Consider the following 23,814-nt stretch of genomic DNA (forward strand, 5'->3'; position numbering starts at 1 on the left):
ACACGGTTTTGCCGTACGCACGGCCCGCCATTTCGCCGCAGTTTTCCCGACCCTGTCGACGGAGCCGGAAACTTACAGACGAGACGAACCTGACAGCGCCGCTCGTCCGCACGCGGCCGCGAGCTCACAGGGACTACCCGCCCTGCCCGCAACCTGTTCGTGCCGACGCTGCCGCGTCCACCGCAAGCCCGGCTCGCGAACAAGACGACAACGAGATCGCCCCTCAAGGATGAGCCGGGATGGACGACACATACGCTATTTCCGAATTTCGGTAAAGTGGAATATTTTTATGGGGAGGGGTTGACGGAGCGGCGACACAGGGTGGGGAGGTGGCCGAGGGGCGAGCAGCTGACTGCGCTTCTGGTGGCCTGGCAGCTTGGCCAAGCAAGGGACGGAAGCGACGAGGAATACCTTCTCAAAAGGAAGGCATTCTGTAGAGGAAGGCTTGCCTCGACCATCGCCGCAATTCACGGCTCATCCGATGAGCCATCGCCCTTTGTGGATATCGAACTTCACCGAGCCTTCGTCTCGCATTTTCAACAGGAGGGACTGGCAAGCTTCCTCGTTCGCGACATTGGCGCGCTTCATGACTTCGTAGACTTTGAGCGGCTTCTCTCGAAGCGCAATCAGGATATTTTCTCGATCATTCAACACGACGAAACTCCTTCTACCAACAAGCGCGCCAAATCACTGAAAGTACGACAGCTGATCTTCCGTTACGACTCGTTCGACATTCCCCGACTTGCTCTTGATACGGTATCGAAGACGTCCATCTGCCTCGATGGGCATACATTGAACGATGGTGTAAATCATTGCTGGATCGATTGCTGCACGTCCTTGTGGACCTTGGGGCTGGTGGCGAACGTCTTCATTGAGCTTATAGGCGTATGACATGCGCTTACCTCCGAAGTCAGCCACGATTGCTCTAGCGTAGAGCATGCTGTGACGCAATGTAACCATTGCCCTCCCGCTCAGGCTCATAAGGGCAGAAACAGCGCTGCGCGGTCCGACCGTGTCCAACGATGTCCTCGGGCTCGGGACGGGTCTATCGCCCTTTGGAACCACCCCACCAGACGCCTTTGTGCGGCAGCTTTGCCGGTGCGCTGGGACCGTTGGGCTGGACGGCCCTGCACATTTGAGGTCGCCGCCCGCCCGACAAGCGTCTATTGTGGTTCCCGGGACCATTTGAATAGTTCTGGGCAAATCGCTGGTGCAAGGATCGAGCAATGACCAAACGGAAGCGCTCCGCCGAGCAACAGGTCGCGGATGAAGCGGACCGAAAGGCGCAAAATCCAATCGGGGCGCGGCAAACGATAGCGGACAGCCACGCCGATCCGGAGTTTCAGGAGAACCATAGGCGTCTCAGGGCGGAGCGCCTGGCGCGAGATGCCGGGCCGACACGCAAGAATTGACCCGACTTTCGAGAAACGTTTGGATCGAGACAAGATGACAAAAACAATTGGTGAGCACCAACCGCCGAAGCCAATCAGCAAAGCGGAGCGGGAAGCACGCAAGGCCTTCCGCCAAGTCGATGCAGTGAAGGCAATGTCCGAGCACGCGCTCGCCGAGGAGGCCTTCGCTCGGAATCGAGAGCGGCTGAAGGCAGAGCGGCTGGCACGGGAAGCCGCAGCGGGCCCGGTGCCAAAAAAGCAGCCCAAGACGAAGCGCAAGTGAACCCGCACGAACAGCTGCACGACGCCCGGTCAAATTGCACGCGGCGTCTCGGCTGGGCCAAGGTCAAGCGGCCGCTCGTTTTCCAAGGAGGTGGGCGCAGCCCATCAACACGACCGTCAGGACGATGGTCAGGGTTGAGACCGCTGCGATGGTTGGCTCGATCTGATAGAGCAAATCGTCCCACATGCGGCGCGGCAGCGTGACCGCGCCGGAGCCGGATATGAACAGCGCAACGACCAGCTCATCGAACGATGTGATGAAGGCGAACAGGGCGCCGACCAGAACGCCGGGGCGGATCAGCGGCAGCGTGATCTGGAAAAAAGTGCCGATGGGTGTAGCGCCGAGGCTAAGCGCCGCCTGCTCCAGGCGGGGGTCGATGCCCGCGAGGCTGGCGTTCACGCTGGTGACGACGAAGGGCACCGCAAGACAGGTATGGGCGAAGATCAGGCCGGCCGGCGTGCCGACCAAGCCGTAACGGGCGAAGGCGTAGTAGATGCCGATGGCCACGACGATCACCGGCACGATCAACGGCGACAGGATCAGCGCAGAGGCCAGAACGCGGAGTGCTTTGGGCAGGCGGGCGATGCCAAGCGCTGCCAGCGTGCCGAGCAGCGTCGCCAGCACGACCACGGAGGCTGCGACCCAGAGGCTGAGCCAGGTCGAGCGCAACCAATCGTCGCTGCCGAAATAGACACTATACCAGCGCAACCCGAAGGCCGGCGGTGGAAACGTCAGGTAGGTCGCCGAAGAAAACGAGACCACCATCACGACGACGATGGGCAAGGCGAGGAACATGAGGATGAGGCCGACGAGCATCGCCGGCAGCACGCGGGCGACTGTCATCGTGCGCTCGTTCGGAGCGTATGGCCGACACCAGGCAGCCGATAGAAAACCGCGATGATGGCGAGCGCCGTTGCCAGCAACAGGACCGAGAGGGTCGCTGCATAGGCCCAGTTGAGCTGATCGACCTGTTGGGCGATCAGCATCGATAGCGTGATCTCGCGCGTACCGCCGACCATGGCCGGCGTGATGTAGAAGCCCAGCGCCAGCACGAATACCAGCAGCACGCCGGCAGCGACGCCCGGCATGGAGAGCGGCAGCGTTATCTGCCGAAAGGTCGCCCACGGCGTTGCGCCCAGCCCGGACGCCGCGCGCGCCAGCGACGGATCGATCTGTCGGAGCGCATTGGCGATCGGGAGAACCATGTAGGGCAGCAGGATGTGAACCATCGCGATCTGGGTCGCCAGCGGCGTATTGAGGATGCGCAACGGCCGGTCGATCATGCCTGCCGCGAGCAGCGCCTCATTGATGAGGCCGTGCCGGCCCAACAGCACCATCCAGGCGTAGCTGCGGACCAACACGCTGGTCCAGAATGGCAGCAGGACCAGGAACAGGATCACCGGCGCGTAGCGCGGCGCGCGCACCAGCGAGAGAGCGACAGGATAGCCCAGCAGCAGCGCCCCCGCCGTGACGGTCAACGACGTGTAAAGCGTGTTCGTGAAGACTTTCAGGAACACCGTGTCGCCCGTCAGGGAGGCATAATGCGACAGCGTCCAGCTGGGATCGTTGACGCTGCGCATCAACATCGACAGCACCGGCAATGCATAGAACACGAGCATGAACAGCAGAAGCGGCGCCGCCAGCAGCAGCGGCATGACCGGCCGCCAGGACAGCCGCCAGGGCAGCCGCACGCCGCTCTGCCGCGTGGCGGCCAGTCCTTCGAAACGGATTTCGACCCCCTCAGACAAGGATCGTATCCGCGACCGACCAGGCGATCTCCGTCCGCTCGCCGACCGCGCGGCGCCGGATCGCCGCACTCGACGGTTCTTTCAGCACCATCGCGGTGCCGTCGCGTGCCTGCAACATGTAGCGGCAGCGTTCACCGGCAAACACCGCTTCGGTCACGGTGACGCTGAGACGGTTCTGCGGCGCGGTCGAAGCAAAGGCGCCGTCGGCGAAGCGGATACGCTCAGGACGCGTCGTCAGCATGACCTTCTCGCCGGTGGCGGGCCGGCCGGGACACAAGGCACGGACGATGGCCCCTTCGCACTCGGCCACCACGACATCGTCCTCGACGCCGCGCACGATGGCCGGGAGGAAATTCGACTCGCCGAGGAAGGAGGCGACGAAACGGCTGCCCGGCCGGTCATACAGATCCTCGGGCCGTCCGACCTGCGCCACCAGTCCTCCATTCATGACGGCGATACGGTCCGACATGGTGAGAGCCTCCTCCTGGTCGTGGGTGACATAGATGAAGGTGATGCCAAGATCGGCATGAAGGCGGCGCATCTCCAGCTGCAGATTCTCGCGGAGCTGCTTGTCGAGCGCGCCCAAGGGCTCGTCCATCAGAAGAAGGCGCGGCTTGAACACGATGGCGCGCGCGAGCGCGACCCGCTGTTGCTGGCCACCGGACAATTGGCGCGGATAGCGCTCACCATGGTCGGGCAATTGCATCAGCGCCAGCGCCTCGCGGACCAGCTTTTCCCGCTCGGCCTTGCCGACGCCGCGCTGCTTCAGCGGAAATCCGATATTGTCGGCAGCGGTGAGATGAGGAAACAGAGCGTAGTTCTGGAACACCATGCCGATGTTGCGGCGATAGGGCGGCATGGCGACGACCGACTTCCCGTCGATGGCGATGTCACCGCCGGTCGGCGTCTCGAAGCCGGCGATCATCATCAAGGTCGTCGACTTGCCGGATCCGCTCGGTCCCAGCAGCGTCAGGAACTCGCCGGAGAGAATGTCCAGCGAAACGCCGGCCACCGCGGCCACGCGATCATAGCGCCGTTCCAGGTTGCTGAGCGATACCGACGCGCCGCGGCCAGCCCCGGTCATCGTCGTCAGCTCAGCAGCCATTTGTTGAAGCGACCAACAACCGTGTCGCGATTGTCGATCCACCAATCATAGTCATAGTTCACGAGCTGCGATTTGATGGCGGGAGCGCTGGGCAGCACGGCCAGCCGTTCCGGCGGGATGTAGTCGTTCGACTTGGCGTTGACCTGACCATAGGGGATTCCGAAGGCGATGCGCGCCTGGGGGATCGCCATGGTCGAATAGGCTACGAACTTCATCGCATTCGTGGCGTTCTTGGCGCCCTTGGGGATGCCCCAGGCGTCACGCTTCATCAGCCCCTGATTCCAGCATATTGCGGCGGGAACGTTCGCCGCCTGCAGCGCAGCCATGCGACCGTTCCAGACGGTTGTCATGGCGACCTCGCGGTCGGTCAGAAGCTGGACCGGCACGGCGCCGGTGTCCCACCATTTGACGACCGCCTTCTTGATCCCCTCGTAGCTTGCGAAAGCCTTATCGATATCGAGCGGATAGAGCTTGTCGGCCGGCACGCCGGCCGCCATCAGGGCGAATTCCATCTCGGGCCAGCCGCCGGCGCCGGTGCCGCCCATGGCCCGGTCGCCGGGAAATTTCTTGGTGTCCCAGAAGTCTGCCCAGCCTTTGGGCGCGTCGCCCTTGAAGGCGTCGGTCCGATAGCCAATCACCTGCGCCCACACCAGCATCTCGAGTCCGTATTCGAAGCGGTAGGCGGCGCCGACACCGTCGTCGACCAGGGAATAGTCGATCTTCTCGAAATAGTCGCCTTGCTTCTGCAGGTTCATGATCGAGCCGCGGCTGAGCTGGGCGATGTCCCATTCGACATTGCCGGTCTCGACCATGGCCTTGATCTTGGTCGGGTTGGTGCCGGGAAAGGCATGCACCTTGATGCCGGACAACCTCTCGAACGGCTCGAAATAAGCCTTTTGCTGGGTCTCCTGCATCGTGCCGCCGAAGGTGGCGATGCGAACCTCGCCGCTGCCCTTCAGGATGTCGGGGATCGTGGTCTGCTCCGGCCACGCCGCCTCGGCGTGACCAGGGCGGATGAACGGCGCCGCAAGGCCTGCGCCCAGCAGACCGATTGCCGTGCGGCGATTGAATTTGGTCGGAGAACGATGATCGCGCATGACGGCTTTCTGCCTTCCTGCTTGGGGTGATCAGTACGCCAGAAGATTGTCGCGGAAGTGCTTGTGCTCGTAGGCTTTGCGCATCAGGCCGCGATCCTGCAGCGCCGGCACCAACCCGTCCTCGATCTCGGCGAGTGTGCGGCGGTTGACGTTGGGCATCGAGAACAGGAATCCGTCGCCGCCGACGTCCTGCATCACCTCGCCCATCTGTGCGGCGACGGCGTCGGGTGTGCCGCAGAGCTCGACCGACAGGTCGACCGCATTGAAGCTCGCCATCGTCTCCCGGATCGAGCGCCCTTTCGCCATCAGGCGGTACTGCTCGAGATTCTGCTGATGGCCGTTGGTGGTCACATCGTCGGGCAGCGGCTTTTCGAGATCGAACTTGCCGAAGTCGATATTGGTCACCTTGCCGAAATGCGCGAGCCGCTCGTCGATGCGTTCCATCGCGATGGCGGCCCGCCTCTTCTTGCGCTCCTGGGCATCCTGCATGGTGTCGCCGAGGATCGGGTTGATGAGATAGAGCACCTTGCAATCGGAAGGTTTGCGGCCGCATGCGATCATGTGCTTGTGGACGTCGTCGCGGTAGGAGCGCATCGCCTCGATACCCTTGACGTGGACCACGATGGTGTCGGCATGGGCGGCGGCGAATTTGCGTCCGCGCGGCGAGCCGCCGGCCTGGGCGATCACGGGCCGGCCCTGCGGCGCCGGCCCCGAGTTGAGCGGGCCGCGCGTCTTGTAATACTTGCCGCTGTAATTGACGGCGTGGACCTTGGTGGGATCGACCAGCACGCCGCTCTTGCGGTCGGCGATGATGGCGCCCGGCTCCCACGAATCCCACAGGCCATTGCAGACCTCCATGTATTCGTCAGCCATGTCATAGCGCAGATCGTGCTCCGGCATGCCCGGCATGCCGAAGTTCATGGCCGCGAAGTCCGAACTGCCGGTGACGGCATTCCAGCCGATGCGCCCGCCCGACACCTGGTCGAGCGTCGCCACCAGGCGGGAGAGCAGATAGGGATGATAGGCGTATGTTCCAAAAGTAGGCACGATGCCGATGCGCGATGTCACCTGCGTCATCAGCGCCGCCACCACTGACGGATCCTGACGCGGCACCGCGATGCCGTTCTTGAGATAGATGTCGGTCGAGCCACCGAAGCTCTCGCCGACATAGGACGAATCTTCGAGCAGGATGTAGTCGAAGCAGGCGCGCTCGAGCGCGCGCGCCGCGTTCAGGAACAGCTCAGGCTCCATCCAGGTCTGGCCGATATGTCCGGTCCAGGACTCGCCCCAGGCCTGCACGCTCGATCCCTGAAGGAACCAGGCCAAGTGAAATGGTTTGGTGGGCATCTCGGCTCCATGACCACGATCAAGTTTCAGGATCGACCGAATGAACTAAGCAAGTACTGTGCCGACCTCCTATGCGCTGTCGTCGTGGAGGCTGGTAACAGCACTCCGGTCGAAATGGCGCGGTGCGCCTCACGTCGAGTAGAAATTGCATGCGACACAGCGACCGAGACAGGTGATATCGTCTCCGCTCGCTCACTATTTCGCAGGCGACGCTCTTCGCAGCATCCCTTGGCGATGGCGACCCGAAACGAGACGTTGCCCACGCCGGGGTAGACCCGATTCTGACTGGCACTTCTTTGCTCTGTGCCAGGCATACGGATCCCGTGCCGCTTACGACTGCAAGAGCAAGTAGCAACCGCATTGCCTGCATTGGTTTCGCTCGCAGCCGCAGTTCTGCGGATTTTGTTCTTGCGCGCTCACTCCGGCAGCTTTCCCCCGCGATCGCGTAACCCAACGCCCCGCCGGTGAACGAGATATCGACCGCAAAAGCGGCAAGACGACAAAAAAGCGCGCCGCCGACTGTCAATATAATGGACAGTAAGTGGCGATAAGTTAAACTATATTGACAAAATCTGCGCCGCTACTAAAGGAGATCGTCATGCAGGCCAAACGCAACACCGGCGCAAAGCCACGAAAGAATCAGGCGCCTCCATCCGCGCGGCTTCAGCGTTTCTCGGACGCGCCGGGACAATCGGACGCAGCGTTCGCGACCACGCTTGCGAAAGGGCTTGCGGTACTCGAAGCTTTCGCGGCCGAGAGCACCCGTCTCGGTAACAGCGAAATAGCGCAGCGCACCGGGCTTTCGCGTCCTACCGTGGCGCGACTGACTCACACGCTCGCCGAACTCGGTTATCTCGCTTATGAGCCGCAACGCGCGAAGTTTCGCCTTTGGGCCCGCGCGCTGACGGTGGCGCATCCGCTGCTGGCCAGCATGAAAGTGCGCCAGACCGCTCGGCCGCTCATGCAGGAGCTCGCCAATAGCGTTCGCGGCACGGTTTCGATCGGTCTGCTGGACGGCACCAACCTCATCTACGTCGAAAGCGCGCGGGCTGGCGAAACGGCCGCGCATACGCCGGACATCGGCTCGACGATCCCTCTGCCCCGGGCGGCCATGGGGCGCGCGCTGTTGTCGATGCTCGAGACGCACGAGCTGGCATCCGTTGAAACGCGATTTGCCGCCGAGCTTCCGGAGACATGGGACGCCTATCGCGACAACGTACGCGCGGGTCTCCGCCAATGTGCGGAGCGTGGATTTTGCGTCTCGTACGGCGATTGGGTGAGTGAAGTCCACGCGGCGGCGGTGCCGCTGTTCCGCGATCCCGATTTCGGCCAGGCATGCTTTGCCATCAATTGCGGGCTTCAAGCCTTCCGGCTGCGCGCGGGCGAACTGGAGGCGGAAATTGGTCCGCGCCTCGTACTACTCGCCCAAGCCATTCGTAATATGTCCGGCCCCGACGACACTGCTAGCCTCGCCAACGAAACCCGCCACTCGAGGCCGTTACTCAAGGTTGGTCAATGATCCGCGATGCGACAGGGTTTGAACGTTTGCTGGCCGACGTGCGTGATTTCGTCCGGACGGTCGCCATTCCGAACGAGGATCGCGTCGAACGAGACGACCGCGTTCCGGACGAGATCGTTGAAGAAATGCGCCGCCGTGGTTATTTCGGTTGGTCAATCCCCGAAGCCTATGGCGGCGCGGGCCTGACGACCGAAGAGCTTGCGTTGGCAAACATAGAGCTGTCGCAATGCTCTGTCGCCTATCGTGCGCGCGTCGGCATGAATACCGGCGTCGGTGCAGAGGCCCTGGTGCAGGATGCCAGTGAGGAAATCAAACGCAAATATCTGCCCCGGCTGGCTTCCGGCGAACTGACCGGAGCGCTGGCGCTTACGGAGGTGGAGGCAGGTTCCGAGGCGAGCGCGCTGACATCGAGCGGGACGGCGTTGCCGAACGGATATTTCCGGCTCAACGGGCACAAGCGGTACATCACGCTCGCGCCGATCGCCGATTTGTTCACCGTGTTCGTACGGACCGAACCGGACAGCAAGAAGTCCGACGGTGTTACCGCGTTCCTGGTGGAGCGCGGTGCGGAAGGATTCAGCACGTCCGGATCGACGCCGAAAATGGGACAGGAAGGCGCGCCCATCGGCGAGGTCTTCCTGAAGGACTGCATCGTCCATGAATCGGCGATCATCGGCAGACGCGGCGGCGGTTTTCGTACCGTGCTCAAGGCGTTGAACAAACAACGCATCAACCTGTCGGCCTTGTCGACCGGCCCCGCGATCCGGCTGCTCGACGAAGCCATTTCCTACGCCAAGAGCCGACGGCAGTTCGACCGCGCCATTGGCGAATTCCAGCTTATCCAGGCCATGCTCGCCGATTGCAAGGTCGAGATCGAGGCAGCGCGGGCCCTTATCCTTGAAACCGCACGCAAGCGCGATCGTGGCGAGGACGTCACGATGGACGTCTCCCTTTGCAAGTATTTCTCCACCGAGGTGTGCGGCCGCGTCGCCGATCGCGTGGTCCAGATCTTCGGCGGGCAAGGCTACGTCAAGGAAAGAGGCATCGAGCGCTTCTACCGGGATGTTCGCGCGTTTCGCATCTACGAAGGCACCAGCCAGATCCATCAGTTGAACATCGCGCGGCTGTTGCTGCGCGATGGCAAGGAGGCAAGATGAGCGGGCCGCTGGCAGGTCTCCGTGTTCTCGATCTCGCGACGATCGTCGCCGCTCCGCTTGCGGCGACGCTGCTGGCGGACTATGGCGCGGACGTCCTCAAGGTCGAACTTCCGGGTGCCGGCGATGGCGCGCGTGGATTCGGGCCCTTCAAGGATGGCAAGTCCTTGTGGTGGAAAGTCATCAATCGCAACAAGAGTTTTCTCAGCCTCGATCTGCGCAAACCTGAAGGCGTGGAGATCCTCAAACGTCTGTTGCCGCGGTTCGATGTTCTTGTCGAGAATTTTCGGCCCGGCACGCTTGATCGCTGGGGTCTGACCAGGGAGGTACTCTGGGAGATTCAGCCGCGTCTCGTTATCCTTCGCACCACCGGATATGGACAAGATGGCCCTTATCGGAACCGGCCGGCCTTTGCGCGGGTATTCGAGGCGATGGCCGGGCTGACCTACATCACCGGCGAGTCCCATGGCCAGCCGATGCACGCGGGCTATCCCATTGGGGACGCGCTTGGCGGACTTTTCGGCGCGATCGGGATACTGGCAGCGTGCTGGAAACGGGCGAAGGATCCCACGGCGGGCGGTGAGGAAATCGATCTGTCGTTATGCGAAGCGACGCTTCGCATCCTCGAATTCCTGCCGATCGAGTTCGATCAACTCGGCGTGGTGCGGCAACGCTCGGGAAATCTGAACCAATATTCCGCGCCTTCGAACGTGTACCGCACAATGGACGGTCACTGGGTCACGCTGTCCGGCTCGACCAACGCAATGTTCGCCAATAATTGCCGGGCGATCGAACGCGCGGATCTGATCGAGGACCCGCGGTTTCGGAACAACGGTGCACGTTGCGAGCATGCGGCCGAGCTGAACGCGATCTTCTCGGACTGGTGTGCCGCGCACGATCTCGCGGACACTCTCGACGCCTTCGAGCGGGCGCAGGGCACGCTCGCCCCGATCAATTCCATCGACCAGATATTCTCCGATCCGCAGATGATCGCGCGCGATGCGATCACGCGCGTGCCCGACGACGACTTCGGCAGCGTCCGGATGCAGAACGTCGTGCCGCGCTTCGTGGGGGACGGCGGCGGGGTTAGGCATGCCGCGCGCGACCTCGGGCACGACAACGAACGAATCCTCGGCGAATGGCTGGGGATCTCGGCGGCTGAGCAAGACCGATTGAGGCGCCTTAAGGTGATCTGATCAGTTCAAATCAAGGAACGGCACAAAAATACAGCCGTCCTAGGGGAGGAATTCATGGCTGAAGTCGTTGGTGACGCCGTCTCGGCGCGACTCTATCGCAAGATATCCTGGCGGCTCATTCCTTTCATTCTGCTGCTCTATCTCATTTGCTATGTCGATCGCGTGAACATAGGGTTCGCCAAGCTCCAGTTCCTTTCGGATCTCGGGCTGAACGACGCGCATTTCGGTTTTGCGACGGGACTGTTCTTCGTTACCTACAGCCTGTTCGATATTCCCAGCAACCTGATGCTCGATCGTATCGGCGTACGCAAGACGTTGCTGCGGATCATGGCCCTGTGGGGCGTGCTCACCGCGATGCAGATGTTCATCCGCAGTGCAGGCGAACTCTACGTCTTGCGCCTGCTGTTCGGCGCGGCTGAGGCGGGCTTCATTCCGGGCATCATGCTCTATCTCACCTACTGGTTTCCTGATCGCTACAAGGGGCGCGTGACCAGCCTTTTTCTGATGGGCATTCCGCTTGCCGGGATCGTCGGCGGCCCGTTGTCCGGCCTGATCATGGAGCATTTCGACGGCGTCTACGGCCTGCGTGGCTGGCAATGGTTGTTCCTGCTGGAGGGATTGCCGGCCATTGTCCTCGGGGTTGTGGCTTATTTCTATCTCGATGACGCGCCCGCGAAAGCAAGCTGGTTGAACGACGACGAAAGGAAAGTGCTGCGGCGCGATTTCGAACTCGACCGATCCGCCAATCCGAAGGGGAAACAACACAGCTTCCTGGCCGTGCTGCGCGACCCCATGATTTACGCCCTCGCTGCGATGAATTTCTGCGTCAATTGCGGAACTAACGCCGTGAGCTTCTGGACGCCAACTTTGCTCAAGGGGGTCGGCATGACCGGTTTTGGCGGTATCGGCTGGCTGACCGGGTTGATTTCGGCGATTTCGGCTATCGCCATGATCGCGGTCGGACGGCATTCCGATCGGATGTTGGAGCGACGCTGGCACTTTGCGGCATGTGGGGCTCTCGGCGCCGCCGGATTCCTCGCATTGCCGTTGGGCGCAAACAGCCTTCCGCTGACAGCGATCCTTCTGACATGCGCCGCGATCGGGAACTTTTGCGTGCTCGCCGTCTACTGGACAATTCCGATGTCGTACCTCGGTGGGAAGGGCGCTGCCGGCGGGATCGCTGCAGCGAGCATGGTCGGCGCGATCGGTAGTGGCGTGAGTCCATCGATCATCGGCTGGCTCAAGGTACAGACCGGGAGTTTGTACGCTGGATTGGCGGTTGTTGCGCTTATCGTACTTGCCGGAGTCGTTCTGGCTCTTGCCGCGCTCCCCGCAAATGCCTCTTCAAGAACGCAAGTCGCAACGATCTGATCCACAGCGCTCGCTTTCGAAGGAGTCCGAGCCCACATCAAGAGATGTTGCCTTCAGAGCCTGGCGCTCGGCTGGCGTACGGTCGACGTCGCGCACGAGGTGCGCGACGTCGACTTCCGGGGTATTATGTCCGTGACCAAGGACGCTGGTACGGAGGTTCCCTTTACCCGTGTCCACGTCTAACGAAGGCGGCTGCAGATTTTCGCAGCAGAGATGCCGGCAATGCGACCCAGCACCGTCGCCGTCAGCAGGCCATTGCCCGAAAGATATCCGCTGGCCTGCGCCCCGGAAACTCCGGCCGCCGCGCCGCCCGCGGCAAAAAGGTTGGGCAATGGCTGGGCATCCCGGTCGAGCACCCGCGCGTGACGATCGACGGCAAGACCTCCCTGGGTGTGAAAAAGCGCACCCGTCACACGAACAGCCTTGAAGGGCGGCGACAGCGGCGCGACGCCGGCAAAATTCCGCCCGAATGCGTCGGTGTCGCCGCTTTGCTTGAGACGTGCGACCGTCGCGAAAGTTTCCCCGAGGGCATCGGCTGGCAATTTAAGACGCGCTGCCAACGCCGCGATGCTGTCAGCCTCGATCACCGCGCCGCTCGCCTCGGCGCGCCTGAAATCCTCGAACTGGCGTGCGATGATTGCAATTCGCTCGTCAAAAATACTGAATGCAATCGACTCCGGCTCGGCAATGACCGCAGCTGCCTGCTCGGAATAGCCAAGGCTCTCGTTCGAGAAGCGGCGGCCGTTTGCGTTGACCTGAAAGCCCCCTTCCATGATCGTGGCCCAGGTCATCAGAATGCCATGGGGATGTGCCACCGATCCGTGGCCCTGATAGCCGGACATATGGAGGAGTTTTGCGCCCAGCGCTTCGCCCCAGAGCACGGCATCGCCGCGATTGCCCGGATGACCGAAATAGAGCGCGCCCTGCATCTCCGGGATGTGTTGCGCAACCAGCGCCGGATTGCCGCCATATCCGTTGCAGGCGAGGATCAAGGTATCGCACCCGATCGCGTCCCGTGTTCCATCCGGTCGCGTTATCTCAAGCCCGTGAATGCGACGCTCGGCATCGCTAAAGAGCCCAGTGACGGTCGCTTGCACCATCAACGGCAAGCCAGCCTCCTCGACCGCCTGCCGCAGACGATCGATCAACTCGGCGCCGGATCGGCTCGGCAGGCCATGCATCCGGCGCGCCGCATGGCCCGGATAGTCGAAATCATGCACCACGGAAAACGGCAGGCCATAGCGATCGGCAAGCCATTCGACCGTAGGACCAGATTGCGCTGTGACGAGATCGACGATCGCATCATCGGCCTCTCCATGTGCCTTCTTGCGGATATCAGCAGCAAAGAGCTCCGGCGTATCGACGATGCCGTGCAATTTCTGAAAGCGCGTTGCCGCAGCCGGTATCAGCCCGGCCGATAAAGCGGTCGAACCGCGCGGAAGGGGATCACGCTCGAAAATCGCGACCTCCGCGCCGGCCTCGTGGGCAGCGAGCGCGGCGCAAAGACCCGCCGCCCCGCCCCCGACGACAAGAACGGAGATGGTTGTCTCGAAACCCTCGGACGGAACCGGCTTGATGGTCACCGCTTCGTCTCCGCCATCATGTCGGCGATGGTTGCGACCCGGGCAACCGGCTTCAATGCCGCGATGGCGGTCTGGTGGGTGGCATCGTCGAAGGCGGCGCAGCCGTCGGACAGCACGACGGCTTCGATATCCCGCACATGCGCATCGCGCACCGTCGACGCCACGCCACCATTGGTGACGATGCCGCCGACGACCAGCCTGTCGATTGAACACTTCCGTAGCAGCCATTCAAGCCGCGTCATGTAGAACGCCGAATAGGCGATCTTTTCGATCTGCAGGTCCGAAGGCGCCAATTCATCGACGAGCGCGTGGCCCCAGCTGCCCGGCGCGAAATCGCCCTTGCACAGGAATGGCCGCAGCGCCTTCAGATGCGGCGAGATCAGCGGTTCGCTATCTTTGCCAGGGACCAGCGTGAAATGCGTCGAGATGATCCAGCCACCCGCAGCGCGAAAGGCGTCAGCGAGCGGCTTCAGCTTCAAAGGCAGCGCTGCAATCGAAGCTGCGCCCTGCCCGCCTCGCGCATACGCGCCGTCGGGATGCAGGAAGTCATTCTGCAGATCGACGATCAGCAATGCTGTGCGCGTTATCGGAACCGGACCACCACTCATGTCGGTTGCCTTTCGATGATGATGTTGCCGAGCGCGTCGACGCGCGCCACCAGGCCAGGTTCAACCACGGTGGTGGCGTCGCCTTGCTCCAGGATCGCCGGACCGGAAATGACCGTACCGATCGGCAGTTCGAGCCGCGACCAGATCGAGGTCCGATGCCAGGCGCCGTCGAACCAGACATTGCGGTCCTCGAGTTTCGCCTTGTCGATCGATGCATCGGCAGACGGTGCCAGTGCGGCGAGGTCGAAATGTGGCCGCCGGCCGATGGCGGCGGTACGTAGCGTCACGATCTTGACCGGAATGCCAGGCAATTTGCGGCTGAACTGCGCCTGATAGGAAGCCTCGAAGGCCTGTCTGATCATCCCGGCATCGATACCGGTGGTGGTGTCGCCGAAAGCGACCGGCAGCGTCACCCCGATAGTGTGGGTTTGCCCGACATAGTGCATATCGAGTTCGTAGATCACATCGATGCGGTCGACCTGGACGCCCGCCGATGCGACGACGGCATGCGCCGCCTTGCCTTCCGCGATCATCCGCTGGTCCAGCCTCCTTGCGTCGAGACCTTCCAGCATCAAATTGACGGTCTGCACCTGGTCGTGCCGGAGATCGGCGATGACGCAGCCGAGCGCCGACGTGATGCCCGGAAAGCGCGGCACCAAAGCCAGCTTCAGCCCCACCTCACGCAGCAGCGCGCCCGCATGAAGCGCGCCGCCGCCACCGAACGGCATGACGGCGAAATTGCCGGGGTCATGACCGCGTTCGATCGACACCAGCCGGATCGCGCCGGCCATGCGGGCATTGGCGATCCGCACGATGGCTTCCGCGGCCGCCATCGCATCCAGCCCCAGCGGGTCCCCGACATGGCGGAGAATTGCCGCTTTCGCCGCCTCGACATCCAGTCGCGCGAGCTTGCCCCCGATCGGCCTCTCGGCGTTGATGCGGCCGAGCACCACATTGGCATCGGTCAGTGTCGGCCGATCATTGCCTGCCCCGTAGCTGACCGGCCCCGGCACCGAGCCGGCGCTTTCCGGACCGACCTGCAGCAATCCACCGCGATCGACATGCGCGATCGAACCGCCGCCGGCGCCGATCGTCGTGATCTCGATCATCGGCGTGCGGATCACCAATCCGAAATCGATCGTGGTCTGCGCCGCAAGCGAGGCCTGGCCGCCGGCGATCAGGGACACGTCGAAAGAGGTGCCGCCGAGGTCGCCGGTGATGACATTGTCAAAACCGGCGGCGCGGGCAATGGCCCCGGCAGCGATCACGCCGGCGGCGGGGCCGGACAGCGCGGTGCGCACCGGGAATTTTCGTGCCATCGCCGTCGACATGACGCCGCCATTCGACTGCACGATATGAAACTGCCCTTTGAAGCCTTCACCGCTCAGAGCATCCTGCAGCTTGCCGAGATAACGCCCAACAAGCGGCTGCAGATAGGCATTGAGCGCCGTCGTGGAGGTTCGTTCGAACTCCCGGATCTCGGGCAGGATTTCGCTGGAAGCAACCACGTCGTCATTGGGCCAGACCGCGCGTGCGGCAGCGAGCGCAGCGCGTTCATTGGCCGGATTGGCATAGGCATTGATGAAGACGATCGCGAGCGCCTCGGCTCCCGCCGCCAGCAATTTGCGCGCCTGCGCCTGAATTTCTGCGGGATCGACGGCCGTGCGAATGCTGCCGTCCGCCAATACCCGCTCGTCGACTTCAAGGCGCATGTCGCGATCGACCACCGGCACAAAATCGCCCCACAGGCCCCAGGTATGCGGCCGGTCGCGACGGCGCATTTCCAGCACATCGCGGAATCCCGCGGTCGTGATCAGGCCGATGCGTGCGCCCTTGCGCTCCAGCAAGGCATTGGTACCGACCGTCGTGCCGTGCACGATCGCGCCGAAGTCGCTGATCTGCCCGAGCGCCTTAAGACCGAGCAGAAACCCTTCAGCCTCGTTGCCACGCTGCGAGGGCACCTTGACGGTGCGGAATTGGGCGCGGTCCTCGTCATAGAAGAACAGATCGGTAAAAGTTCCGCCGACATCGACGCCAATGATCGAGGAGCCGCTCATGACTTCACTCCGGACGCCACGGCATCCGTGCTGACATAGCCAAGGCGAAGGTCGCGCTCGACCTTCGCCGGATCGCGACTGACAACAGAGCCGAATCCGCCGCCGCCGGGCGTTTCAAGCCGGACCCGCTGTCCCTTCGCGATCTTCACGTCAGTAATCTTTGACGCCAGCGGCGGTGACGACTTGCCGCCCGGCGTGTCGAAGACGAAGCGGTTCAGCGCCGCTGCACCGCCGCCATTGACGCCGAACGGCGCGAACTTGCCCCGCTCCCCCAGCAGGAACACGTCGGCGCCGGTCTCGCCGAGCGCTTCGATCTCGTAGATGGCGCCGAGGCCGCCGCGATGCTGGCCGATCCCGGCACTGTCCGGACGCAGCGCCCATTGCGTGAACATGACCGGATAGGAAGCTTCCAGGATCTCGACGGGCGGGATCGTCGCCATCGAAATCGGATTGTTGCCGTGGTTCAATCCATCGCTGAGGGGGTTGCCGCCGAGCCCGCCGCCGAAAAACGAGAACATCACCCAGCGCGAGCCGTCATTGCGATACCCAGCGAGCGACAAGGCGTTGATGGTGCCGAACGGTGCCGCCATGGCGCGATCCGGCGCGGCGATGGCGATGGCGCCGAACACGACGCCGATGACGCGCAGGATGGTTTCGGTGTAGCCGCCGACCGGACGCGGCGCCTTGACGCCGAGCAGGGTCGTCTCAGGAATGATGAAGGTGATCGGCTCGAGACAACCGGCATTGGCGGGCACGTCGGTAAAGACGTGCTTGAGCGCCACGTAACAGCAGGCGGCGGCGGTCGCATAGGCGATGTTGAGCGGGCCGGCGCAGGGCGGCGACGACCGGGAGAAATCCAGCACCATGGTCTCACCGGCGATGGTGAGATCAAGCGCGATCTTCAGCGGCTCGTCGGTGACGCCGTCATTGTCGAGAAAGTCCTCGAAACTGTAGACACCGTCGGGCAGGGCGCGGAGATTCTCGCGCATCAACGCCGACGCCCTGCGGGTGAAGACATCAAGCGCCGCCGAAATCGTGTCCTCGCCATAGTCGTCAAGCAGGCTGGCAAGGCGGCGTTCGCCGAGCGCCAGAGCATTGAGCTGCCCGTTCAGATCGCCGAAATTCGATGTCGGCACGCGGCTGTTGGCGGCAAGGATATCGATCATGTCTTCGTTGATCACGCCAGCGCGAAACAGTTTTATCGGCGGAAACCGCACACCCTCCTGAAAGCTTTCGGTGGCGCGGGAATTGAAGCCGCCAGGCACATTGCCTCCGATGTCCAGCCAATGGCCAACCGAGGCGATCCAGCAGAACACCCGATCGTTGCGGTAGATCGGCCTGACCAGCCGGAAGTCGTTGAGATGCGTACCCCCCTCATAGGGGTCGTTGAACAGGAATGTATCGCCGGGCTGCAGATGATCACGGCCGGAAGCAGCATCGCGCGTGACCTTGTCGATCACGGCTTTGACGGCAAAAGCCATCGCGCCGACAAAGATCGGCAGGCCGGTGGTCCCTTGAACCAAGGTCGCGCCGGTCTCGGCGTGATAGAGGCCATGACAGGCATCGCGGGCCTCGGCGATGATCGGATTGAAAGCAGAACGATAGAGCGTGGCGTCCATCTCGTCGGCGATCTGCTCCAGACGGCCCTTGAGCACAGCCAGGGTTACGGGGTCGATCGTCTTGGTCATCTGTGCCGCCATCACCTGGTTTTGTCGCCGGGGCCGTTCGCCGGGAATTCGTAGCTCTGCCCGAGTTCCAGCATCTGCGGCGTGCCGATGATTTCATTCAGCGCGTCGAAATCGAACATGTCGTTGCGAAAGGCTTCGGTGGTGCCGTCGCGCGCGAGGGTCTCGTAAAAGGCTTTGGCCGCCTTGGCGACCGCACGAACGATGCCGCCTGGAAAGATCACCAGCGAAAAGCCCAGCGCCAGCAGCTTGTCCTTGCCGAGGATGGGTGTCTGGCCGCCTTCGACCATGTTAGCCATCAAGGGCAGCCGGTCGCCAAGTCTCTGTGAGATAGCCCGAAGCTGCGCCTCGTTGCGCGGCGCTTCGACGAACAGCACGTCCGCGCCGGCTTCGGCATACCGCCCGGCGCGTTCGACGGCCTGCTCAAAGCCTTCGACCGCCACCGCGTCGGTTCGCGCGATCACCAGGGTTTCGTTGCTGAGGCGCGCGTCGGTCGCCGCCCTGATCTTGCCGACCATCTCCGTCGTCGGAATGAGACTCTTGTCCTGCAGGTGACCGCAGCGCTTTGGGAAGGTCTGGTCCTCGAGCTGGATCGCGGTGGCGCCGGCGCGCTCGAACAAACGCATGGTGCGCTGGACGTTGAGGGCATTGCCGTAGCCGGTATCGGCATCGACGATCAAAGGCGTGGTGACGCGATCGCGGATCAGGCTCAGCGTCTCGGCCACCTCCGACATGGTCACGAGCCCGATGTCGGGGCGCCCGAGCCGGGTGTAGGCGATGCTTGCGCCGGACAGATAAAGCGCCCGAAACCCCGCATCGGTTGCCAGCGAAGCGGTCAAGGCATCGTAAACACCGGAAGCCAGCACGATGTCCGGCCCGTGCAACATGGTCTTGAGAGACGTTTGATCAGACATCATGCCCTCCCCGATCACGCGGCAAGCAGACGCGATAGGGCGGCAAGGTCAGGCGCACGGTCCAGATCCTCGACCGCCTCAAGAATTGATGAACAATGCGCGCTGCTCCAGACCGATCCTGCGACCTCGCGGAACTTGTCCCGGACTTCCTCCGCGCTGTAGGGGTCTTCGGTATCGCCCTTGTTGGTGTAAGCTTCGGCGCTGAGAATTCGGCCATCGACCAACGTGATTTGCACGCGCGCCGGCCGAAGACCCGGCAGCATCGCGGTAAGCGCCTTGTCCTCGCGCACCGTAACACGCCCCGCCAAAGCGAGCGTCACGGCATCGCGCCGCGCATCGTCGCGAAAGGCAGCGATCGAGGCCGCGCCATTGACAATCGTCGTCGCCAGCGAAAACGGCAGCGAGAACTTGGCCGCCAGCATGTTGCGGGGCTGCTGACCATCGAGCTGCGCTGCCCAGATGTAGGTATCGACCTCGATTCGATCGATATTATCCGGCTTCAGATCGGAGCCGGCCTCGGCAACGAGACTTTGCAGCGCGTCGAGCGCGCCGTGGTTATAGCGGCAGGCGGCGTGGCGCTTGAAATAGTTGCGCGCGATCTCCCACCGCGAGCCGAGATCGGCAATCATCTCCTCAGGCTGGAACTGATCGGCGATGACGGTGCCGTAGATCGTGCCGATGCCATCCGCCTCGCCGATAAATCCGGCATCCACCATCTCCCAGGCGCGCAGGCCGATTTCGTTCGAGAAGCCGGCGAAGCTGTTGCGCACGGTGCCGCCTTCCAGCATGGTCCGGCGGCTTGTCGCCAGCCCGAGTGTCGATGAGACGTTGATCACTTCGGCCATCTGCTCGCGAGTCGCGGCACGCAGTTTGGCAACGGCCACCGCAGCGCCCACCGTGCCCCAGGTGCCATGCGGGTGCATCGTCACGCGCAGCTTCGATGCGATGCCGATGCGCGAACCGATTTCGTAGCCGAGCGCAATGGCCAGCAACACATCCGCACCGCTGCTGCCAAGCTCTTCGGCAGCCGCCAGGACGGCTGGCACAACATGGATCCCGGGATGGCCGCGCGCGAACTGATTGCCTTCGTCGATCTCCAGCATGGTGCCGGCGGTGCCGTTCAGGAAGGCCGCGAGACCGGCCGTAGCACGACGGCCGGCGCCGATCACAGGAGCAGCATCGTCAGCGGACGTACGGCAGAGACGTGCCGTCAGGCGTTGCATCTCCGGCTCCTGCGCACCCGCGGCGATCGCCCCGATGCAGTCAAACAGCACTTGCTTGGTGCGCGCCACGACATCCCCGGGAAGCTGCTCCGCCGTCACCGTTGCGGCGAAGTCGGCCCATCGATGCAGCCATTGTGGCCTCGTGGTTTGGAGGGAAGCATTTTGCAACATCATCACATTCCCAAATAGGTCTTGGCCAATTCACTGTTTCCGGCCAGTTCGGCTCCGGTCCCGGACAGCACCAGGCAGCCGTGCTCCATCACGTGGGCGGCATCGGCGAGCTCCAGCGACTGCATGACGTTTTGCTCGACGAGAAGGATCGTCAGTCCGACTTCATTCAAGCGACCGATCAGCGTGAACATCTCCTCGACCAGACGCGGCGCCAGCCCGAGCGAAGGCTCGTCCAGAATGAGAAGCCTTGGTTGCCCCATCATGCCCCGGCCGATCGCAACCATCTGCTGTTCGCCGCCGGAGAGCGTGCCGGCGCGCTGCGCGAACCGCTCCTTCAGGCGAGGAAACACGGCCAGCACCTGCTCCATGGTCCGGGCACGCTCGGCTTTCCCGCGCCGGTAGGAGCCAAGCTCCAGGTTCTCGCGCACGCTGAGATCGGGAAACAGCTTGCGGCCCTCAGGCACGTGCACGAGGCCTGCCGCAACGATATCCGCCGGGCTCTTTCGATCGATGCGCTGCCCGTCGAAGATCACCTCGCCCTGTTGCGGGCGGACGATGCCCGACAGGACCTTGTTCAAGGTCGTCTTGCCGACGCCGTTGGCGCCCAGCACCGCGGCGATCGATCCGGCCTCGACCTTGAGGCTGATGCCGCACAGCACGGAGGTGCCGTCATAGCCGGCCACCAGGTCTTTCACTTCGAGCAGCGCTTCAGCCATGGCTGGTCGTCCCCGATGCGATCCGCGCCGCAGCGCCCGGCCCGAGATAGGCCTCGATGACCTTCGGCTCGCGCGTCACTTCGGCGGGGGTGCCTTCGGCGATCATCCGCCCTTCAGCCAGAACATAGACGTGATCGCACAGGCTCATCACCGCCTGCATGACATGCTCGACCATGAGGATGGTGATGCCGTCGGCGACGAGCGCCCTGATGACGGGGATGATATCGCGCACTTCAGACGGGTTCAGTCCGGCCAGAACCTCGTCGAGCAGCAACAGGCGCGGCCTGGTCGCGAGCGCGCGGGCCAATTCCAGGCGCTTGCGCGCGGAAACGGTGAGTCCCGCCGCCGGCGCATCCAGCCGGCTTGCCAGGCCGACGCGTTCGGCAACGGCAGCAGCACGATCCATCGCCTCGTCGCGACGATGGCAGTGCAGATAGGCACCGACGGCAATGTTCTCGCGGACGCTAAGGCCGGTGAAGGGCTGGACGATCTGGAACGTCCTGGCGATACCGAGCGACGCCCTGCGGTGCGGAGGCAGGCCGGAGATCTCCGCCTCGTCAAAAACGATCGAGCCGGATGTCGGCGGCTCAAATCCCGAAATCAGACTGAAGAGCGTCGTCTTGCCAGCGCCATTCGGCCCGATCAGGCCGGTAATCCCTCCAGCCTTCACCATCAGGCTGGCGTTGTCGACGGCCAGGAGACCGCCGAACCGTTTGCTGGCATTGCTGACGCTGAGAAGGGGAGCCGTCATGCCGGCCTCCGCGCGCGCCAAAGCTGCGACAGCCTGGTCAGAAGACCCTGCAATCCATCGCGCGCAAAGGCGATGATCAGCACCAGCAGGATACCGAACAGCGCCAGATCGATGCCGGGAACCCTGCCCGCCACGGCCTTGGCTAATTCGCCGAGGAAATGCAGCGCGAGGGCACCGAGCAACGGGCCGAACACGGTGCCCAATCCACCGATGATCGGCCCCAACAGCGCTTCGACGGAAATCCAGGTGCCGAAGGCGATCGACGAATCGACGAACAGGAAATACTGGACGTAAAATGCGCCCGCCAATGCGGTCATCGCTGCGGACAACGTAATCGCCTTGAGTTTGACATCGAGCGTATCAACACCAAGCGCCGCGGCGGCATCTTCGTTTTCGCGCACGGCGACGAGATAAGCGCCAAAGCGGCTCCGCTCGATGCCGCGCATCAGGAACATGACAGCGGTCACGATTGCGAGGATGATCCAGAAATAGATCGCCCGGCTCGCAAACTGAAAATTCGCGGCAGAGACCTGCAACTTGATCAGGGTGCCCGCGGCCCCGCCCGTGAAAGGCGTGGCATTGGCGATGATCCGGAACACTTCGGCGAAGGCCAGCGTGATCAGGGCGAAATAAGAGCCGCGCAGTCCCGACCGGAAACTCAAATATCCGATGCCGGCGCCAACGGCCGCTCCAATTGCGGTCGCCGCCAGCATCGCCGCATAGGCATTGATACCGTAACGGGTTTGCAGGATCGCATTGCCATAGGCGCCGGCACCGAAGAACGCGGCATGGCCGAAGGAAAATTGCCCGCCGTAACCGGCCAGCAAATTCCAGCCCTGCGCCGCGAGCGCAATGATCATCGCGGTGACCAGCGCATTGATGACCGTATTGGACTGCACCAGTACCGGCAGCAACGCCAGCAGCAGGGCCGTGATCGCGATCGCGCCGTAAGCCCGAGCCACGCTCATGCCTTGGCTCCGAACAGTCCGGTCGGGCGGATCAGCAGCACCAGGATGAAGATGACGAAAATGCCGAGCTGGCCTAGGCTTTCGCCAAACATCAGGCCGGAAAGGCTCTCGACGACACCGACGAACAACCCGCCTGCGATCGCGCCGGGGATAGATCCCATGCCGCCGAACACAACGATGGTGAAGGCCACGAGCACATAGGCATTGCCGACGCGCGGATGCACATAATAGGTCGGCAGCAGCAGACACGCCGCGATGGCAAGACATGCCGCGCCGAGCCCGAAGGTCACTGCGTAGATATGGGCGACATCGATGCCGGCCAGCGACGCGCCGAGTTTCTCCTTGGCGACCGCGCGGATCGCCTTGCCGGTATCGGTCTGCGCCAGGAGAATCCATAGCAGCACGGCGACGAGGCAGGAGACGCCGAAGGCCGCCGCACGCGGCAAGGCGAGGAACGTGAAGCCGAGATCGAGCGTGGAAAACCCATAGGCGACATCGACGGTCCTGGTATCGGAATTGAAGACCGCGAGCAGCAGGTTCTCGATCACGATCGACAATCCCAGCGTGATGAGCAGGATGTTTCGATCATCGCCGTGGCTGGCGGGCCCGATCACCAGGCGCTGCAAACCATAGCCGAGCCCGAAGAAGATCAACGCCAACGGAACCATTGCGACATAGGGGTCGACTCCGGCCTGGAACGCCAGATAGGCCGCAAACATCGCCGCGCTCAGGATGGCGCCATGAGCGAAGTTGATGATGTGCAGCACACCGTAGACCAGCGTCAGCCCGACCGCGATCAACGCATAGACCGCCCCGGACATCAGGCCGTTCAGCACCGCGGCAGCCAGTATATCGAACGACGTCATAGACCTTGAGCCTTGGGCCCGGCGGGCCGTTTGCGAAAAGCGACGGAATTGGCGACCAGAC

The 23,814-nt window shown here is 63.0% G+C and carries 21 protein-coding genes; 6 read left to right on the plus strand and 15 right to left on the minus strand.

The window, feature by feature from the left end; genetic code table 11:
- Positions 1 to 159 precede the first annotated feature (159 nt).
- The gene (locus tag AC1RR3_RS38265; RefSeq protein ID WP_492830451.1) at positions 160 to 891 is read left to right on the plus strand and encodes a hypothetical protein; all 732 of its coding nucleotides are present in this window, start codon (positions 160 to 162) and stop codon (positions 889 to 891) included.
- A gap of 555 nt (positions 892 to 1,446) precedes the next feature.
- A complete protein-coding gene (locus tag AC1RR3_RS38270; RefSeq protein ID WP_492830453.1) occupies positions 1,447 to 1,674 on the plus strand; it encodes a hypothetical protein in 228 nt (75 codons plus the stop codon).
- A gap of 63 nt (positions 1,675 to 1,737) precedes the next feature.
- On the opposite strand, the gene AC1RR3_RS38275 is transcribed toward AC1RR3_RS38270, so the two are convergent.
- From AC1RR3_RS38275 to AC1RR3_RS38295, 5 genes are read right to left on the minus strand one after another with little or no spacing between them, the layout of a single operon-like run.
- Entirely contained in the window at positions 1,738 to 2,517 is a 780-nt protein-coding gene (locus tag AC1RR3_RS38275; RefSeq protein ID WP_492830454.1) for an ABC transporter permease, read from the minus strand.
- A complete protein-coding gene (locus AC1RR3_RS38280; protein WP_492830456.1) occupies positions 2,514 to 3,422 on the minus strand; it encodes an ABC transporter permease in 909 nt (302 codons plus the stop codon). The genes AC1RR3_RS38275 and AC1RR3_RS38280 overlap by 4 nt, the downstream gene beginning before the upstream one ends.
- Positions 3,415 to 4,527, minus strand: a complete 1,113-nt coding sequence (locus tag AC1RR3_RS38285; RefSeq protein ID WP_492830458.1) for an ABC transporter ATP-binding protein — start codon at positions 4,525 to 4,527, stop codon at positions 3,415 to 3,417. Before AC1RR3_RS38285 ends, AC1RR3_RS38280 begins: the two co-directional genes overlap by 8 nt.
- Positions 4,512 to 5,624 (minus strand): ABC transporter substrate-binding protein, encoded by a 1,113-nt coding sequence (locus tag AC1RR3_RS38290; protein WP_492830460.1) that lies wholly within the window; start codon positions 5,622 to 5,624, stop codon positions 4,512 to 4,514. The genes AC1RR3_RS38285 and AC1RR3_RS38290 overlap by 16 nt, the downstream gene beginning before the upstream one ends.
- 30 nt (positions 5,625 to 5,654) lie before the next feature.
- Positions 5,655 to 6,971 carry an NtaA/DmoA family FMN-dependent monooxygenase gene (locus tag AC1RR3_RS38295; protein WP_492830462.1) on the minus strand — a complete coding sequence of 439 codons (1,317 nt, stop codon included), beginning with the start codon at positions 6,969 to 6,971 and terminating at the stop codon, positions 5,655 to 5,657.
- Positions 6,972 to 7,569: 598 nt separating this feature from the next.
- Here AC1RR3_RS38295 and AC1RR3_RS38300 point away from each other — a divergent pair.
- From AC1RR3_RS38300 to AC1RR3_RS38315, 4 genes are read left to right on the plus strand one after another with little or no spacing between them, the layout of a single operon-like run.
- Positions 7,570 to 8,490 (plus strand): IclR family transcriptional regulator, encoded by a 921-nt coding sequence (locus AC1RR3_RS38300; RefSeq protein WP_492830464.1) that lies wholly within the window; start codon positions 7,570 to 7,572, stop codon positions 8,488 to 8,490.
- Positions 8,487 to 9,647 (plus strand): acyl-CoA dehydrogenase family protein, encoded by a 1,161-nt coding sequence (locus AC1RR3_RS38305; protein ID WP_492830466.1) that lies wholly within the window; start codon positions 8,487 to 8,489, stop codon positions 9,645 to 9,647. Before AC1RR3_RS38300 ends, AC1RR3_RS38305 begins: the two co-directional genes overlap by 4 nt.
- Entirely contained in the window at positions 9,644 to 10,840 is a 1,197-nt protein-coding gene (locus AC1RR3_RS38310; protein ID WP_492830467.1) for a CaiB/BaiF CoA transferase family protein, read from the plus strand. Before AC1RR3_RS38305 ends, AC1RR3_RS38310 begins: the two co-directional genes overlap by 4 nt.
- A 54-nt stretch (positions 10,841 to 10,894) precedes the next feature.
- A complete protein-coding gene (locus tag AC1RR3_RS38315; RefSeq protein WP_492830469.1) occupies positions 10,895 to 12,211 on the plus strand; it encodes an MFS transporter in 1,317 nt (438 codons plus the stop codon).
- A 179-nt stretch (positions 12,212 to 12,390) separates the two neighbouring features.
- Here AC1RR3_RS38315 and AC1RR3_RS38320 read toward each other — a convergent pair whose 3' ends face one another.
- Genes AC1RR3_RS38320 through AC1RR3_RS38365 form a run of 10 tightly spaced genes read right to left on the minus strand, consistent with a single transcriptional unit; the run spans position 12,391 to position 23,753 of the window.
- Complete coding sequence (locus AC1RR3_RS38320) at positions 12,391 to 13,794, minus strand: FAD-dependent oxidoreductase (RefSeq protein WP_492830471.1); 1,404 nt, start codon at positions 13,792 to 13,794, stop codon at positions 12,391 to 12,393.
- Entirely contained in the window at positions 13,791 to 14,402 is a 612-nt protein-coding gene (locus AC1RR3_RS38325; RefSeq protein ID WP_492830473.1) for a cysteine hydrolase family protein, read from the minus strand. Before AC1RR3_RS38325 ends, AC1RR3_RS38320 begins: the two co-directional genes overlap by 4 nt.
- A complete protein-coding gene (locus AC1RR3_RS38330) occupies positions 14,399 to 16,459 on the minus strand; it encodes a hydantoinase/oxoprolinase family protein (protein WP_492830474.1) in 2,061 nt (686 codons plus the stop codon). The genes AC1RR3_RS38325 and AC1RR3_RS38330 overlap by 4 nt, the downstream gene beginning before the upstream one ends.
- Positions 16,456 to 18,147 (minus strand): hydantoinase B/oxoprolinase family protein, encoded by a 1,692-nt coding sequence (locus tag AC1RR3_RS38335; protein ID WP_492830476.1) that lies wholly within the window; start codon positions 18,145 to 18,147, stop codon positions 16,456 to 16,458. The genes AC1RR3_RS38330 and AC1RR3_RS38335 overlap by 4 nt, the downstream gene beginning before the upstream one ends.
- 11 nt (positions 18,148 to 18,158) lie before the next feature.
- The gene (locus tag AC1RR3_RS38340) at positions 18,159 to 19,058 is read right to left on the minus strand and encodes an isocitrate lyase/PEP mutase family protein (protein WP_492830478.1); all 900 of its coding nucleotides are present in this window, start codon (positions 19,056 to 19,058) and stop codon (positions 18,159 to 18,161) included.
- A gap of 14 nt (positions 19,059 to 19,072) precedes the next feature.
- Positions 19,073 to 20,455 carry an MmgE/PrpD family protein gene (locus AC1RR3_RS38345; RefSeq protein ID WP_492830479.1) on the minus strand — a complete coding sequence of 461 codons (1,383 nt, stop codon included), beginning with the start codon at positions 20,453 to 20,455 and terminating at the stop codon, positions 19,073 to 19,075.
- Complete coding sequence (locus AC1RR3_RS38350; RefSeq protein ID WP_492830506.1) at positions 20,455 to 21,156, minus strand: ABC transporter ATP-binding protein; 702 nt, start codon at positions 21,154 to 21,156, stop codon at positions 20,455 to 20,457. Before AC1RR3_RS38350 ends, AC1RR3_RS38345 begins: the two co-directional genes overlap by 1 nt.
- 4 nt (positions 21,157 to 21,160) lie before the next feature.
- Positions 21,161 to 21,919 (minus strand): ABC transporter ATP-binding protein, encoded by a 759-nt coding sequence (locus AC1RR3_RS38355; protein WP_492830508.1) that lies wholly within the window; start codon positions 21,917 to 21,919, stop codon positions 21,161 to 21,163.
- Positions 21,916 to 22,887 (minus strand): branched-chain amino acid ABC transporter permease, encoded by a 972-nt coding sequence (locus AC1RR3_RS38360; RefSeq protein ID WP_492830481.1) that lies wholly within the window; start codon positions 22,885 to 22,887, stop codon positions 21,916 to 21,918. The genes AC1RR3_RS38355 and AC1RR3_RS38360 overlap by 4 nt, the downstream gene beginning before the upstream one ends.
- Positions 22,884 to 23,753 carry a branched-chain amino acid ABC transporter permease gene (locus AC1RR3_RS38365; RefSeq protein WP_492830483.1) on the minus strand — a complete coding sequence of 290 codons (870 nt, stop codon included), beginning with the start codon at positions 23,751 to 23,753 and terminating at the stop codon, positions 22,884 to 22,886. Before AC1RR3_RS38365 ends, AC1RR3_RS38360 begins: the two co-directional genes overlap by 4 nt.
- Positions 23,754 to 23,814: the final 61 nt, after the last annotated feature.

The sequence above is a fragment of the Bradyrhizobium sp. GW821-FHT13H05 genome (genome assembly GCF_058804065.1).

Bases quoted from the DNA above. Each gene is read 5' to 3' on its own strand.
- AC1RR3_RS38270 (WP_492830453.1), top strand. From the start codon at position 1,447: ATGACAAAAACAATTGGTGAGCACCAACCGCCGAAGCCAATCAGCAAA.
- AC1RR3_RS38275 (WP_492830454.1), bottom strand. From the start codon at position 2,517: ATGACAGTCGCCCGCGTGCTGCCGGCGATGCTCGTCGGCCTCATCCTC.
- AC1RR3_RS38285 (WP_492830458.1), bottom strand. From the start codon at position 4,527: ATGGCTGCTGAGCTGACGACGATGACCGGGGCTGGCCGCGGCGCGTCG.
- AC1RR3_RS38290 (WP_492830460.1), bottom strand. From the start codon at position 5,624: ATGCGCGATCATCGTTCTCCGACCAAATTCAATCGCCGCACGGCAATC.
- AC1RR3_RS38295 (WP_492830462.1), bottom strand. From the start codon at position 6,971: ATGCCCACCAAACCATTTCACTTGGCCTGGTTCCTTCAGGGATCGAGC.
- AC1RR3_RS38300 (WP_492830464.1), top strand. From the start codon at position 7,570: ATGCAGGCCAAACGCAACACCGGCGCAAAGCCACGAAAGAATCAGGCG.
- AC1RR3_RS38305 (WP_492830466.1), top strand. From the start codon at position 8,487: ATGATCCGCGATGCGACAGGGTTTGAACGTTTGCTGGCCGACGTGCGT.
- AC1RR3_RS38310 (WP_492830467.1), top strand. From the start codon at position 9,644: ATGAGCGGGCCGCTGGCAGGTCTCCGTGTTCTCGATCTCGCGACGATC.
- AC1RR3_RS38315 (WP_492830469.1), top strand. From the start codon at position 10,895: ATGGCTGAAGTCGTTGGTGACGCCGTCTCGGCGCGACTCTATCGCAAG.
- AC1RR3_RS38325 (WP_492830473.1), bottom strand. From the start codon at position 14,402: ATGAGTGGTGGTCCGGTTCCGATAACGCGCACAGCATTGCTGATCGTC.
- AC1RR3_RS38330 (WP_492830474.1), bottom strand. From the start codon at position 16,459: ATGAGCGGCTCCTCGATCATTGGCGTCGATGTCGGCGGAACTTTTACC.
- AC1RR3_RS38335 (WP_492830476.1), bottom strand. From the start codon at position 18,147: ATGACCAAGACGATCGACCCCGTAACCCTGGCTGTGCTCAAGGGCCGT.
- AC1RR3_RS38340 (WP_492830478.1), bottom strand. From the start codon at position 19,058: ATGTCTGATCAAACGTCTCTCAAGACCATGTTGCACGGGCCGGACATC.
- AC1RR3_RS38345 (WP_492830479.1), bottom strand. From the start codon at position 20,455: ATGATGTTGCAAAATGCTTCCCTCCAAACCACGAGGCCACAATGGCTG.
- AC1RR3_RS38355 (WP_492830508.1), bottom strand. From the start codon at position 21,919: ATGACGGCTCCCCTTCTCAGCGTCAGCAATGCCAGCAAACGGTTCGGC.
- AC1RR3_RS38360 (WP_492830481.1), bottom strand. From the start codon at position 22,887: ATGAGCGTGGCTCGGGCTTACGGCGCGATCGCGATCACGGCCCTGCTG.
- AC1RR3_RS38365 (WP_492830483.1), bottom strand. From the start codon at position 23,753: ATGACGTCGTTCGATATACTGGCTGCCGCGGTGCTGAACGGCCTGATG.